This is a genomic window from Chitinophaga sp., assembly GCF_017745275.1.
Classification (GTDB): Bacteria; Bacteroidota; Bacteroidia; order Chitinophagales; family Chitinophagaceae; genus Chitinophaga.
Genome location: NZ_JAGHZS010000002.1, coordinates 786,674 through 801,397, shown reverse-complemented (window position 1 = coordinate 801,397; position 14,724 = coordinate 786,674). Strand labels below are relative to the sequence as shown.

Below are 14,724 nucleotides of genomic sequence, written 5' to 3'. Positions count from 1 at the left end.
ATACTAATCAGTTATTCTATTATAAATACCAATTCTCCTTTAACAAGTGATGGTAGCTTATGTTGTTTATCGGTGAATGGTGAACCATAAAAAGGCTCGGCCCCGTTGTTGCTATAATCCGCAATGAGCCATTGTATATGCGCATCCTGCAACCAGCTGCGGGCCGACTGCCGGCCATCTGATAAAATAGTGATACCATTTCCTGTGACATCTTTCAGGGAAGCCTGTAAAATATGACGTTTGGTAGAACGAAAATCATTGCTTCCCATTTCATTTGCATCATCTTTCCAGTTACCTGCCGGCACTTTGCCCCATGGCTCTACGGCCTGGGTTTGTAATTCCTGCAGCATGGCACTACCGTTGTTACGGGCAATATCATCTGCCGGATATGTAGAGAAACTTCCCTTGCGGCTCCAGCTTAAACGATCAAAAGTAACTGGCAACTGCAGCAGCATGCCATATTGCCGGGGCAGTGAATCTTCCCCGTTGTACTGTATTTCATAGGTCATGCTTACCTTATTGTCTGGCCGGAAATGATAACGGATCGTTCCCTTTGCGTTGGTATAGGTCACCGCTTCTTTTAACACAATACCACTGTCGCTTTTTGATATCTCAGCAGCAGTAACAAAGAGGGTATATAACGGATAATTTTTTAACGGGTAAATGTTATTCTGATAGGTTTCTCCGGCTACGTTGGGCTTCCCCCCGTCTTCACTGTTCATGGGCACCACACACCATACCGGTCCCTGACACAAAATTGTATGATCCCCTTTTTTGGCAGCTACGATCAGGCCTGTTAACCGGCTGATGTCGAAGGTATGATTTCCCTGGCGTATCGTATAGGTTTGTTCATTTTGTGTATACTCCATTTCAACGGCCAACCGGGCGGATGGTGCTGCAGCGGCTTTCAGGGTGATCTGTTCTTCGTTAACCACTTTGCCCATGGGATCTGTAAAAGATATCATTACGGTAGTAGTATTCGCATTCACCGGAATATGCAACACACCGGTTTTATGTGGGGCAATATCTGCTACTATCTTCGTAGACCGGCCATCAATGCTGCATTGGATTGTCGCTCCTGTTAACCGGGTAAAATCAAAGCGGTTTTCTACCGTCAGCAATAATTGCTTCCCTTTGATCACGGGTGTTTGCAGGTTTGTAATCACCACCGGTGCATAAGCTTTTCTCATGCCATAAAATTCGGGTTTCTCCCTTCTCCATGCATCAATGAGCCCCCAGGGACCATAACCCACAATGCGGCCATCCGGCAGGTGAAAAATATCATCTATACCACTCCAGATAGCACCACCTAAACAATTAGGATGATGATACATGGAATCGTACATACTGACTAAAGGCATACTATAAGCCGCTCTGATGCCCGGATCAGTGATCAGCTCCCGGCGATTATAACAGGAAATATGTGCATATTCCCCAAATAATACCGGGCGGTTCATGGTATCTGTAGCTGCAGCGCCATTGACGCCAGGATAATGATATACCGCAATATCTGCCTGGCTGTGCGCATTATTAAATCCGCCCCAGCATTGGTCATGAAAGGTAGTAGGCCTGGTAGGGTCCAGGGCTTTCACGATGGTATTTACCTGCGCAAATAAAGGGCTCCATCCCGATTCATTGGCGAGCGACCAGATGATGACGCTGGGATGGTTTCTTTGTGCATTTACTTTTTCCACATTGGCGCGAATAAAATAAGGCAGGTATTTTTCATCTTTATAATTCCAGTGTTGCCATATTGGCGAGGCACCGTGCCGGATCCAGCAAATCGCCGATTCGCTTTCCACGAAAAGTCCCAGCTCATCTGCTGCCTCCAGGAATTCCTCTGATGGCGGATAATGGGAAGTACGGATATAGTTACAATTTCCTTTTTTAAACAGGGCAGCATCCTGCCTGGACAATTCCGGGGTAATACTTCGTCCCAATAAAGGATGTATATCATGCCGGTTTACGCCATGCAGTTTCACTGGTTGTCCGTTGACCAGCAGTTGGGAACCGCTTACTTTCACTTCGCGGAAACCCACTTTTTGTGTAATTGTTTCCAGCACCTGGTCATCCTGTATCAAACTGCTTTGCAGGATATACAGGCAGGGGTTTTCAGGGTTCCATGTTTGTATACGGCCAACCGGCAGGTGCTGCGGCACATGCAATGGTAACGTTTTGTTGATGATCGTTTTACCGGTGGCATCTTTTAAAACGTATTGCATATTTCCATTGGCAGCGGTAGTTTGCAGGTTAATATCCAAAGTACCGTTTATATAGCCTTCGCTTAAATGCGTGGTAACATCCAGGCGCTTTATGTTAGCAGCAGGTAACGCAAATAAAGTTACTTTTCGTAAGATGCCTCCCACCGTATGTACTGCATACTGCGAAACGCAGCCCAGCTTATCCGATATTGTGAGTGCCTGCACCTGTACTTCCAGCTGATTAACACCGGCATGTAAAGCGGCTGTGATATCTACCTCAAAAGGAACAAAGCCACCTTCATGTTCGGCGACTGCCTTACCATTGACCCATACTTTTCCCAGGGAGCTTACCCCGTCAAACCGTATCATAACCCGGTTTCCCTGCCAGTCGGCCGGAAGAGAAAATTCTTTGCGATATATGGCCGTATCTCCTTCATTCAATTGAAATCCCTGCATGACCCATTCTCCGGGCACCTTCACCGGCGAGGTTTTCCCTGCGGTTCCATTTGAAAATGACCAGGTGCCGTTAAGCGACAGCAAGGGATTTGCAATACCCTTTACCATAGAAGGCCGCGGCGATAAACGGGGTATTTCGAATTGATCTGCCGGCGCTTGTGCCCATGCAGATAAATACAGCCATAATCCCGAAATAAAAAGTAAAATTTTCTTCGTCACTATTTTCCCTTTATACTGTTACATAATACCATATTGCGCAAAAGCAGCGGAGGCTGACATACCATTCTCAATGCTTTTCTGCACTGTTTTTTCGCCCCTTGCTTTCTCCAGCGCCAGGCGGAATACCTCTTCTGTTGCCACCTGGGGAACAATACATACACCGTCCATATCCCCTATTACAATATCGCCGGGATGAATCACCACGCCGTTCATTTCAATGGGTACCCGGAAGTCCATTACTTTACCTCTTGGTGCCTGGTCCTGGGCATAGCGTCCATAAGAGAAAACAGGAAAGTTCAGTTCCAAAATGCCGCGGGTATCGCGTGAGTAGCCATTCACCACCGCTCCTGCGGCTCCCAGTTTCATAGCGCGGGTACTCATCAGTTCTCCCCACAAAGCATAAGCAGGTGATGAGCCGGAGCAGATATATACCTCATTTTTTTTCAGGTCATCCAGCGCCCGCAACATTAGCCCAAATGGTTGCTGCAATATGGGGTTATATAAACTTTGTTCGCCGGAAATCGTATCTGCTTCGAGTACCGGCATGGCCCTTCCTACCACCACCATGGCAGGGTGCAGGGGTTGTATCTGTGGTGGCAGAAACTGCCTTACCAGTCCTATTTTGTCCATTACATCCCCTACTACCGCTGTAAATAGTTCTGCTTTAATCAGCGAAAAGAGTTCGTCATCATTATTCCATTTCTCCATGGTATTATCTGGTTGTTAAACAGCCCAAAGATATTTCTACCATCTTCCAAATCTTTCAACTCTATTAATCAACATCACAACTTTTTTAACCCAACAAAGGCCAATTTCCGTTATATTTTATTAATAAAATTTAAAACAAAGATTCCTTCGCGGCAGATGCCCGTATAGACTTTCTGTATTGACTTGGGTTCTCCCCCTTTATTTCCCGGAAGAATTTATTGAAATTGGTCAGATTCTGATAGCCGCTTTCATAGCAGATCTCTCCTATACTAAGCACATCCTCCAGCAATAACTTGCAGGCATGGCCCACTCTTATTTCGTTAATGAACCGGGTAAGCGATTTGCCGGTATGCTTCTTAAAATAACGACAGAAAGCCGGGGGCGTCATATTGGCTATGGCGGCCACCTCCTGCAGGGAAATCTCTCCTGAAAAATTATTCATCAGGTGCTGGTATACCAGGTTAATGCGTGCGGTATCTTTAGGGTGAATGGAGTTTTCAAACTGTATACTACCCAGGTATTCAAATTCTGCAGAGTCGGTGAGCAATTCCAGTATCTTTATGAAGTCCAGCAATTTGCCCAGCCCCTTGCGTTTAGTGATACCTGACAGTAATTTGATCACTTCCTGCTGGGTACGACCAGTAAATCGCACGCCTCGTTCGGCTCTTTCTATTAATCGTTTTACGGGAGCGATCATTTCTTCTTCCTCAGATAGTTGTTGTAGAAAGTTGGCGGGAAAATATACTACTATTGACTTTACACTGCCCTTTACGGGTGTTTCCCTGAAGCTGGCATCATTTAGCCAGATATGGGGCAGGTTAGGTCCCATCAATACCAGGTCACCGGGTAAAAAATGATCAATATGATCGCCTACAATCCGCTGTCCATGGCTTTCCTGTATCCAAACCAGTTCGCAGAGCTCATGAAAATGAAACGGCGATTGCAGATAGTCGGTGTTAACTTTTTTTATATGAATCGTCTTCGTGGCAGGTGTACCTACTTCAATAAACTGCGCTTTCATACCCTGAAATTAACGCATATCCGGAATACTCAAACTATCTTATCCAAACAGGGCAGAAAATATATCAATTCAGTTAAAAAAATTGCAAAGTGAGGTTAATTCTTCATTTACTAAATTCAAAAGGCACCCGGTGCTGTAGACCCGGATGCGCTTTAGTCTTCCATAATCTGGCAATGAAAACCCGTTTCATTTACCAGCATCATTATTTTTCCGGGGTGAAAATTTTCTCCTTCCACGCGTAATACCTTATCACAATCTTCCAGGTCGAAATTGATTTTACTATCCGGAAAATTCTCGAGCAACAGCGCTACTATTTCCTGTGCAGTTGCTACCCGTCTGACATTTGTTACAAATACTTCTACCATGCCATTAAATTTAATTACATATAGCTCATAGCAGGATACCCCAATAAACGGCGCCACAGCGCTATCTGGCCAATGCAATTGGCTTCGCGGTAGGTAGAAAAAGTCACCATATCCCACACGGGAAAAGACATGTTCATCTCCGGAAACTGCAAAATAGCATTCAACTGCTCATCAGTAGCAGATACCAGGGCCGCACGTAATAAGGGAGTAATCGTTTCCCAATCTTTTTTATACACCTCTAATGATGGATAAATCACGTCTCCTTTAATACCCTGGTTTTTATTAAACAGGTGATCTGCAGAAGATTTGGCTTCCACCTTTAAAAAACCGGCCAGGTCGTAACGTTGTTGTACGATGCTGCCGGCGAGCCATGCTATGTGATTAGCCGGTGTATCCAGGCGTTTGTGCGCATCTGAATCTGAAATTCCAAACAAGGCATTCGGAAAAAATCCTGTTTGCAAATCAAACAGTGAAAGAATGCCCAGCATTCTGTTGCTTGCTGTTTCCATTTTCTTAGTATTTTTAGGTATTCAAAGTTGTTGTAAGGTAGCAGTAAATCCTTGCATCAACAGATGCTGATAAAGCCAATCTTAGGGTGTATTTGCGACAAAATCATTAAGTTTAACCTGCGAATTAAAAATTAAAACCCATATGATCAAGATAGGGATCCTGCTCATCCGCCATTACAAGCTTCTCAGCCTGGCAGCTATCACCGATGTACTTGAAACCGTCAACAAAATTTACCAAAAAAATGGTGATACCACACCATTTACCATTACACTTGTCAGCACCAAAGAAACCGCGCATCTATCCACTGCTTTTCCGAATTATGAATCGCTGGACATTGCGGCCACTCCGGGTTTCAACCTGGTGTTGATACCCTCTTTTACCAGTGACGACCTGCAACAATCCGTTTGTGAAAACAAGGTCTGCCTACCCTGGTTAAAAGAACAATATAAAAACGGCGCTGCATTAGCCAGCTTCTGTACGGGTGCTTTCCTATTGGGTGCATCCGGCCTGCTGGATGGAAAAATTGCGACTACACATGTGGATGCCTGCAAAGATTTTTCCGCCGCTTTCCCCGCCGTAAATCTCTTGTCTGATAAAACAGTTACCCATGATGCCGGTATTTATACCAGCGGTGGTGCTACTTCTACCTTCCACCTGTTGCTGCATTTGCTGGAGATACATTGCGGTATTGAAATAGCCGTAAGAACCGCCAAAATATTTGCTATTGACATGGGCAGAGATAAGCAGTCCTATTTCGCTACCTTTCAGCCTACCCGTAATCATCACGATGACCTGGTAGCCACCGCGCAACAAAAAATTGAAACCTGTTACCAGGAAGCCGGCACTATTGAAGAGATGATAAAAGATATTCCATCCAGCCGCAGAAATATTGTACGCCGGTTTAAACAGGTCACCGGTGTAACACCCATTGAATACCTTCAGCTCACCCGGATTGAAGCTGCCAAAAAACTACTGGAACAAACCGGCCAGCAAATGATGGAAGTGATCTTCAATTCCGGCTACAACGACCCCAAAGCATTCAGAAAGGTATTCCGTAAAACCGTTGGAATGACCCCTTCTGAATACCGGGAGAAGTTTAGTGCTGTACGATAAGATTAATGCCTGTCCCAGAAAAATGGTGGCTCAATATCCAGGCTGCGGAGATAAACGAATCCCTGTCCGCGGTGATGTATTTCATTATCGATAAAATAAAGCAGCAGGCTGATAACAGTACCTTCGTACCGTCCGAATGCCTTCATGGGGCGCTGGAAATCTTCCGAAGCAATACGGGGCCAATAGTCGTCAATCTGTTCGGTCACAATATCCCACAACTGCAGTAACTCTTCTTTGGTAGTGGGATTGGTAGCACCGGTGTGCTCCAGCAGTTCGGCCATCGTTTTCCATTCACCATTCGTAGCAAAGCCGTGTACGCCGGCAGAAGCAATACCTAATACTTCCATGGCCAGTACAGAGAAAGGACGCATACCGCCTATGCTGTAGGAAAACAGCTTATCGGCCGGAAATTTCTCAATGGTGCGACGGGTCAGGTCACGGTGTCCCTGCCAGTGCTTCAGGAGCTGCTCAGGGGTCAATACGGATTGTGTTGCTGATACGTTAGCGGTTAAAACATTGCTTTCCATAAGGCTGTATTTTTATTGTTTTTTTTGTTTGATAACACAAAGAAAGAACAGGGGTATGACAGCCCTATGTCAGCAGTGATTAAAAAAATTTTCGGGAGAAGATTTACAGGGACACCCCTCTTTTCCACGGAATGAAATCATCCTGTCCGTTTACCACGGATTTTGCGGCAGTGGTACCACTGGCCACCGCTATCACATAATCCAGTATACGTGCACCGGCTTCAGGAATGGTTTCGGTTCCTTCTATGATCGTCCCGGTATTGATATCAATGATATCGTGCATGCGTTGATACAGTGGCGTATTGCTCGACAGTTTAATCACGGGCGCAATAGGATTCCCGGTAGGGGTACCGAGCCCGGTGGTAAATAAAACGATATTGGCGCCGCTGCCTACTTCTGCGGTGGTGGATTCCACGTCGTTTCCCGGCGTACATAGCAAATGGAGTCCCGGCTGTTGCACTTTTTCGGGGTAATCCAATACAGCCGTCACCGGTGAAGTACCTCCTTTTTTTGCTGCGCCTGCCGACTTAATGGCATCGGTAATAAGGCCGTCTTTTATGTTTCCGGGAGATGGATTCATATCGAATCCTGAGCCGGCTTCTTCTGCGCGTTGTTGGTACGTACGCATGAGCTGAATGAAGCGGGTGGCATCTGCTTCGCTGGCGCAACGATCACTCATTTCCTGCTCTACACCGCATAATTCAGGGAATTCCGATAATATCACGGAGCCACCGAGTGCCACCAGCAGGTCGGCCGTATATCCAATAGCGGGATTGGCCGAAATACCGGAGAATCCATCGGAGCCGCCGCATTCCAGCCCTATACACAGTTTGCTCAGGGGCGCCGGTTGCCGGGTATATTGATTGGCGGTCATTAACCCTGCGAATGTTTGCCGGATGGCCTGTGTAATTAAATCGCTTTCTGTACCGGTTTGCTGCTGATCCAATATATACAAAGGCTTTGCAAAGGCAGGGTCCCGTTTCCTGATTTCGTCCTGTAACAAACTTACCTGTGCATTCTGGCATCCCAGGCTGAGTACTGTGGCACCGGCTACGTTGGCATGCGTAATATATCCGGCGAGCAGTCCGCAGAGGGTTTGTGCATCCTGCCGGATACCGCCACAGCCGCCATCATGTGTCAGAAATTTGATGCCGTCCACATTCCCGAAGATGCGGGTACCTTCCGGGCGAATCTCATCTTCTGTATATACTGTTTCCAATATACCCGTGGCATCTGCACCTGCCTGTTGTTGCGCTACCAGCTTGCGGGTAAAGGCTGCATACTTTGCAGGGCGGCCATATCCCAGTGCTGTCAGCAATGCTTCTTTCAACACTTCTACATTCCTGTTTTCACAGAACACCAGCGGTATCACCAGCCAGTAATTGGCGGTGCCCACGCTCCCATCCTGCCGGTGATAACCCTGGAAGGTGGCTTGCTGCCACCGGGAGATATCAGGCGCTGTCCATGCTGTTTTTCGTTGTGCAGCCAGCTGGTATGGACTGGCGGCATGGCGTACATTCGTTACCGTAATGCGGCCGCCGGCAGCAATGGGTGTTTGTGCATGTCCCACCAATACGCCGTACATCAGCAGCGGATCTCCCTCTGCCAGCGCGGATGCAGCGAATTTATGTTTGGCAGGGATCTTTTCCTGCATCGTATATGCTGAGCTGTTATACGTTACTGTTGTTCCTGGTTCCAGGTCTTGTAATGCCACCAGCACGTTGTCGGCCGGGTGCACTTTTAATATTATCTGTTTCATGCGTATATATTTTTAGAGAGATGAGCTTCCACACCTGCTGCCAGTAATACGTTCAGCTGGTCGGTGACTGCTGATGCAAAACCGGGAATATGCGTCAGGTCTTGTCCCCACAGGTGTTGGTTGCGAAATGCTGTTAATACTACTTCTTCCGGCGAATGCTGCTGCCATAATTCCTGGTACCAACCGCTATATTCATCCACAGTGCCGGCTTCCCGCATCCACAACAGGTATCCTGCAAATCCCAGTGATATCAGCGCCGGCGCCTGCCCCGTACGTTCCACATATTGCAACAGCACGGGCAATACCCGAGTGCGCAATTTGGCCGTATACTGGCTGCTGATGGCACTCCAGCGATGTGCGATATAGGGATTCCGGAAACGGTCAAGCACCTGGGATGCAAAGTGCAGGGCGTCATCTTCGCGTATACCCCTGTCTGTTATAGCCGGTGTAATTTCCTGGGTCATCAGGGTTGCGATATAGGCAGCCATTCCCGTATGCTTCATGGCAATGCATACCGTGTCGAGTCCCGCCAGCAGCGCCAGTCCACAGCTAAGCGTATGTGTGCCATTGAGCAGGCGTAGCTTTAGCTCCCGGAATACGCGGATATCGGGCGACAATACCACTTCCGGCGCCGCTTTCCGGAACGACAATACTTCCCTCACCCGTTCACTATCCGTTTCAATGGCCCATAGGCCGTATACTTCTGTCATGATCAGCAATGCATCATCATACTCCGGCAGGTTTTCTGCGGCGCCAGGCACAATGCGGTCTACCAGTGAATTGCAGTAATCGTTGCTGTGTTGCAGCCATGCTATGAAGTCAGTATCCAGTTCGTTGTACGTGCATAGCCGGAGCAAAATTTCCTGTAGCCGGTGGCCATTATCCGGTATCAATTCCGTAGGGATGATCACCAGTCCTTTTTCCCGGTCGCCTTTAAAATGAAGGTAGCGGTGATATAAAAAGGCGAGCAACTTCGCCGGAAACGATGCAGGCGGATGTTGGTGAATGCTTTCTGCTACATATACAATCCCCGCTTCTGTAGTGTTGGAAATGACCAGTTGTAACAGTGGATTGGCAGCGCAGGCCAGCACCTCCTCCCATTGTACGCCAGCGTTCAACACCCGGCTGATCGCCGTGTTGATGATATTCTCTGAAACTTCTTTTCCTTCTTTAATTCCCCGGATACATTGTGTATACAGGTTGTCCTGTTCATCAAAGGCGTCTGTACTTCCGCGACCGGTCGATTTCACCACCACAATGCTACCGTTGAAATAACCGGCTTTATTGGCTTTATCAATGAACGCGTCTGGCAATCCCCGGAGTAATACGCCTGTGCCAAATTGTAGTACTTTTTCAGGCAAACCGAAACAGTGAGAAGAAAAGTTTTTACCATACAATTTTGGCAGCATCGCCCTGGATAATCTCATGCAACATTTTTAGTGTCAATTATACAACAATAATCACGAATGATGTTGCTTATTTATGCAAACGTTGCTGAAAAAAAACGGATATTTGGTTTTACTGTTAGCATAAATTTAGTCCATGGAAACAGTTCTCATCAGAAAGGCGGTAGCAGCAGACCTTCCGGTTTTGCTTACATTCGAACAACACATTATCACTGCGGAAAGGCCTTACGACGACACCTTAAAACCAGGTATTATTCATTATTATGATATTGCCGCCATGATTGAAGCCGATCATGTGGAAGTACTGGTGGCCACCTATAACGACCAATTAATTGGCTCCGGCTATGCACGTATAGAAGACGCCAAACCTTACCGGACTATCCCGCAGTATGCTTACCTGGGATTTATGTTTGTAGATCCGGCACATCGGGGCAAGGGGGTGAATAAATTAATTATTGAAGGACTGAGAGCCTGGGCCATCTCCCGGGGCATTGCCGAGCTTAAACTGGATGTATACGATCAGAATGAGGCGGCAGTGCGGGCCTATGAAAAGGCAGGATTCCGGAAAAACCTGGTAGAAATGCGGCTACTACTGTAACTTTTCGAGTTTGGCACAATTTTCGACGGTGGGCGGTTAAAAGTATTTTAACCATGAAACAGTTACTTGTAGCCTTAGCAGCAGTTGTTTTATTTTCCTGCAAAAGCAATGCTGATAATGCCGCCGCTATAGAAAGTGCTAAAAAAGCGACGATCGACTCGATGAACAATGTGAGTGCTATTAAACAGCAGGTAATAGACTCCATGAACCATTTGAAAAAACACCCTCATCATACCCAGGGCAATGAAGCCGTAACACCAGGCTATGCAGACGCTGAAATGAACAATCCGGCGCCGGCAGCTCCTGCGCCTGCTCCCGCCCCTGCTAAGAAAAAGGGTTGGAAAGGTTGGAGCCACACCGCTAAAGGTGCTGTGGTTGGTGCTGGTGCGGGTGCCATTACCGGAGCCATTGTAAACAAGGATCACTTAAAAGGCGCTGCTATCGGTACTTTAATTGGTGCAGGTGTAGGTGCCGGAACCGGTGCAATTGTAGATCATAAGAAGAAGAAACAGGGACAAGGACAATAAGTTTTGTTTTAGAGATATATGCGGGCCTTGCAGCGATGCTGCAAGGCTTTTTTGTTTTTCGGATGTCTCCAGGAATTATTTGAATTTATGCCATCACTTGTGGCACCAGTACAGGATCATTCAACAAGTCACCTCCTGCATCCCGGCCTTCACCTTCTCCCTGTGATCCAGCCCCCACTGCACCAAACGCTCCACCAACGGCAGCACCGTTAACCCATACGGCGTAATGGTATACGCCACGGTTACCGGCTTCGTTTTCAGCACCGCCCTTGTCAGCAGGAAATTCATTTCCATCAACTTCAGTTCTTTCGATAGCATCCTGGCGGAGATACCATGTATCTCGCGCAATATCTTTTTGAAATGATTGGTTTCGTTGGGGCGGTTAGCCAGGTGCCGCAGTATTTGTAGTTTCCATTTTCCACCAAAAAGCTCCATGCTATCACGCATGGCAGCCAGTTCTTCTTTGCAGGTGGCTTCCCGTTGTTCCCCTTTAATTGTGATGGTTGCCATAATGTGCATTTACCCGGTTACCTCCGGTTTACCTATAGCAAATATACCGGAACACGACCATAATTTTGACGCATGAAAGATCACGAAAACATGCAGGCAATTATACTCAATGGTTTTGGTGGCGTAGAACATTTCTCCGCTGCTACGCTCCCCCTGCCGGAGCCGGGCGATACGGAAGTATTGGTGCAAATAGCGGCTACTGCATTCAACCCGATAGACTATCAGATGAGACAGGGCGCACCGGAAAGTAAACGGATGCATTCACCGATTTTGGGTCGTGAATGTGCCGGGATCGTGTTAAAAACAGGTGAGCTGGTAACAGGCTTTGCGCCCGGCGATGCAGTGCTGGCCGCTTCCGGCAGCATGGGTAGTAATGGCTCTTATGCCACGCATATCAGTTTGCCGGCGGAAATATTGGTGCACAAACCGCACAATATTTCTTTTGCAGAAGCGGCTGCCGTGCCTACTGCGTCGTTAACCGCGTTGCAGTGTTATAAGCGGTTGCAGTTGCCTACTAATGCCGGCATTTTCATCAGTGGTGCCGCCGGTGGCGTAGGACTGGTACTGGTGAAGCTGTTGCTGGCCGCGGGATATACAGGACTTATTGTGACTGCTGGGAATGAAGCCAGCAGGGAACAACTACTGCTCGCAGGTTTAACAGCGGAACAGGTTATCGATTACCGGCAACCGGAATTGATCGCTACCATTTTAAAATATAACAATGGCCGGAAATTTGACGCCGCGATAGACCTCGTAGGTGGGCATCTCTCAGAAATATGTGCCGAAATACTCCGTACCAATGGTATTTACCAGGATGTGACAGCACTGACCACAGCAGCGGGGCGCGCTACCCTTTTCAATAAAGGCATCGTGATCATGAATATCTCCAATTACGCCTACTCGCTTGACGGGAATTTATCATACTATGGAGATGGCCTCCGGCAAATAACAGCCTTGTTGGAAAGGGGAGCGATTACGCCTTCCCCGGTTTATGTAACCGGCACCTTTAGTGTGGAGACAGTGCAACAGTCGCATGAGCTGTTGGAACGCAACCAGAGCAGAGGCCGTAAGCTGGTGATGACGGTACTTCCGGACGCTCATTAACATTTCCGGCACCTGCCGGCATCATCTTTGGGCGGAAATGCGCATGTGGAATCAATTTACAGACTATACGGACCACCTGCCCAATTTCCTCTGGAACCTGATGCTGGCAGGGATCGCCCTCATCAGTGGATGGTTGATCAAATTATTATTATCGGTATTTATCCGGCAATCAGTGAAACAAAAACAGGAGTTTTCACTGGTGCACAGTATACTCTACCGGCTGGGAAAAACATTCAACATCTTCCTGCCTTTGCTGCTGCTGAATATGGTGTTGCCGCTGATGCGCGTCAACCCTAAGTTTGTACCGGTGATGAGCAAGGCCGCGGAAATAGCGCTAACCTTGTCGTTTGCCGCATTGATCATTGGCGTAATCAAAGTGATGGAAGACTATGTGTACCATACATATGACCTGAACAAAGTCAACAACCTGAAAGAACGTAAAATACGCACGCAACTACAGTTCATCCGTAAGTTATCTATCTCCATCATCCTGGTACTTACAGCCTGCGTAATTTTACTGAGCTTCGACAGTCTTCGCAAGCTGGGTGCAGGCCTTCTTACCGGCGTAGGTGTGGGCGGTATCATCATTGGCTTTGCCGCACAGAAATCATTGGGTAACCTGCTGGCCGGCTTCCAGATTGCATTTACACAACCTATTCGTATCGATGATGTATTAGTAGTGGAAGGTGAATGGGGACGGGTGGAAGAAATTACCATGACCTATGTAGTGCTGAATATCTGGGATCAACGAAGGCTGATCCTTCCTATTAATTACTTTATAGAGAAGCCCTTCCAGAACTGGACCCGCACCGGCGCGGAAATATTGGGAACCGCTTTCTTCTATATGGATTATACCGTGCCGGTAGACAGGGTAAGAGCAGAATTTGAAAGATTATTATCACTTTCCCCACTATGGGATAAACGCGCAAAGGCGCTACAGGTCACTAATACCAGTGAAAGAACCATTGAAGTGAGGGCTTTGATGAGTGCTGCTACCTCGGGTAACGCCTTTGACCTGCGTTGTTACATCCGGGAAAATCTCATTAAATATATCCGGGAAAATCATCCGGATAGCTTGCCGAAAACCCGGGCGTTCATTGAAAACGAGCCAAAGTCAACGTAACCGCTTCTCCAACATGATAAGGTGTTTGCACTGGATACCATTTTCGTAGATGGGTTCCTGGTAGTGCATCATAAAATGGTCTTTCTTAACGGCGGTGATTTCAAATCCCTGCCGTTGGTATAAATACAATTGTGCAATGCTGGAATTGCCGGTACCAATTACGAGGCGTCTAAAACCGTTGGCCCTGGCCCTTTGCGTGGCATCCTGCAATAAGATTTTACCAAATCCTTTTCCCTGCCACGCCGGATTCACTGCAATGTTTTTAATTTCCACTTCTTCGGGATCATTCGTGTACAATACATAGCTGCCGATAATCTGCTGGCCCTGTTCCATTACATACAATTCCGACAGGGAAAGGTAACTGTTGATCGCTATCACAGAAGGATCAGCCAACAATAAAAGATCATAGGGAATTCTTTCACCAGGACTTAATTTCCGGATAACTGTATCTTCCTGCAGGGTGGTCATTTGCTAAATTATTTTGTTGTAAAACATCCTTTTTTAAACCTGATTTCCGGGCAGCAGCTACAAATAGGGTCTGGGGAACCGGCTAACAAAATCAAGGTACAAAAAGCAT

General features: G+C 47.1%; 15 protein-coding genes. 5 read left to right on the top strand and 10 right to left on the bottom strand.

Going from position 1 to position 14,724, the window contains the following annotated elements:
- Positions 1–11: 11 nt before the first annotated feature.
- From J7623_RS08975 to J7623_RS08955, 5 genes are all read right to left on the bottom strand, one after another.
- On the bottom strand, positions 12–2,876 hold the full coding sequence (locus J7623_RS08975) for a glycoside hydrolase family 2 TIM barrel-domain containing protein (RefSeq protein WP_291919485.1): 2,865 nt from the start codon (positions 2,874–2,876) through the stop codon (positions 12–14).
- An 18-nt stretch (positions 2,877–2,894) separates the two neighbouring features.
- Positions 2,895–3,584: an RraA family protein gene (locus tag J7623_RS08970; protein WP_291919484.1), complete on the bottom strand. Its 690-nt coding sequence runs from the start codon at positions 3,582–3,584 to the stop codon at positions 2,895–2,897.
- Between the two features lie 130 nt (positions 3,585–3,714).
- A complete protein-coding gene (locus J7623_RS08965) occupies positions 3,715–4,605 on the bottom strand; it encodes an AraC family transcriptional regulator (protein ID WP_291919483.1) in 891 nt (296 codons plus the stop codon).
- A gap of 152 nt (positions 4,606–4,757) precedes the next feature.
- Positions 4,758–4,970: a hypothetical protein gene (locus J7623_RS08960; RefSeq protein WP_291919482.1), complete on the bottom strand. Its 213-nt coding sequence runs from the start codon at positions 4,968–4,970 to the stop codon at positions 4,758–4,760.
- Positions 4,971–4,984: 14 nt separating this feature from the next.
- Positions 4,985–5,479, bottom strand: a complete 495-nt coding sequence (locus tag J7623_RS08955; RefSeq protein ID WP_291919481.1) for a DinB family protein — start codon at positions 5,477–5,479, stop codon at positions 4,985–4,987.
- Positions 5,480–5,621: 142 nt separating this feature from the next.
- Here J7623_RS08955 and J7623_RS08950 point away from each other — a divergent pair, with 142 nt between their 5' ends.
- A complete protein-coding gene (locus J7623_RS08950) occupies positions 5,622–6,593 on the top strand; it encodes a helix-turn-helix domain-containing protein (protein ID WP_291919480.1) in 972 nt (323 codons plus the stop codon).
- 2 nt (positions 6,594–6,595) lie between these two features.
- On the opposite strand, the gene J7623_RS08945 is transcribed toward J7623_RS08950, so the two are convergent.
- The 3 genes from J7623_RS08945 to J7623_RS08935 form a co-directional block, all read right to left on the bottom strand.
- On the bottom strand, positions 6,596–7,120 hold the full coding sequence (locus J7623_RS08945; RefSeq protein WP_291919479.1) for a DinB family protein: 525 nt from the start codon (positions 7,118–7,120) through the stop codon (positions 6,596–6,598).
- A 103-nt stretch (positions 7,121–7,223) separates the two neighbouring features.
- Complete coding sequence (locus tag J7623_RS08940; protein WP_291919478.1) at positions 7,224–8,879, bottom strand: UxaA family hydrolase; 1,656 nt, start codon at positions 8,877–8,879, stop codon at positions 7,224–7,226.
- Complete coding sequence (locus J7623_RS08935) at positions 8,876–10,306, bottom strand: tagaturonate reductase (protein ID WP_291919477.1); 1,431 nt, start codon at positions 10,304–10,306, stop codon at positions 8,876–8,878. Before J7623_RS08935 ends, J7623_RS08940 begins: the two co-directional genes overlap by 4 nt.
- Positions 10,307–10,421: 115 nt before the next feature.
- Here J7623_RS08935 and J7623_RS08930 point away from each other — a divergent pair, with 115 nt between their 5' ends.
- Positions 10,422–10,883, top strand: a complete 462-nt coding sequence (locus J7623_RS08930; protein ID WP_291919476.1) for a GNAT family N-acetyltransferase — start codon at positions 10,422–10,424, stop codon at positions 10,881–10,883.
- Positions 10,884–10,936: 53 nt separating this feature from the next.
- On the top strand, positions 10,937–11,410 hold the full coding sequence (locus J7623_RS08925; protein WP_291919475.1) for a glycine zipper domain-containing protein: 474 nt from the start codon (positions 10,937–10,939) through the stop codon (positions 11,408–11,410).
- Positions 11,411–11,530: 120 nt separating this feature from the next.
- Here the strand turns inward: J7623_RS08925 and J7623_RS08920 are convergent, their stop codons facing one another.
- Positions 11,531–11,920 carry a helix-turn-helix domain-containing protein gene (locus tag J7623_RS08920; RefSeq protein ID WP_291919474.1) on the bottom strand — a complete coding sequence of 130 codons (390 nt, stop codon included), beginning with the start codon at positions 11,918–11,920 and terminating at the stop codon, positions 11,531–11,533.
- Between the two features lie 72 nt (positions 11,921–11,992).
- On the opposite strand from J7623_RS08920, the gene J7623_RS08915 reads away from it, so the two are divergent.
- Both J7623_RS08915 and J7623_RS08910 read left to right on the top strand, forming a co-directional pair.
- Positions 11,993–13,024, top strand: a complete 1,032-nt coding sequence (locus tag J7623_RS08915) for an NADP-dependent oxidoreductase (RefSeq protein ID WP_291919473.1) — start codon at positions 11,993–11,995, stop codon at positions 13,022–13,024.
- 43 nt (positions 13,025–13,067) lie between these two features.
- A complete protein-coding gene (locus J7623_RS08910; RefSeq protein WP_291919472.1) occupies positions 13,068–14,147 on the top strand; it encodes a mechanosensitive ion channel domain-containing protein in 1,080 nt (359 codons plus the stop codon).
- On the opposite strand, the gene J7623_RS08905 is transcribed toward J7623_RS08910, so the two are convergent.
- Positions 14,139–14,615 (bottom strand): GNAT family N-acetyltransferase, encoded by a 477-nt coding sequence (locus tag J7623_RS08905; RefSeq protein ID WP_291919471.1) that lies wholly within the window; start codon positions 14,613–14,615, stop codon positions 14,139–14,141. The two genes, J7623_RS08910 and J7623_RS08905, sit on opposite strands and share 9 nt — an antisense overlap.
- Between the last annotated feature and the right edge of the window lie 109 nt (positions 14,616–14,724).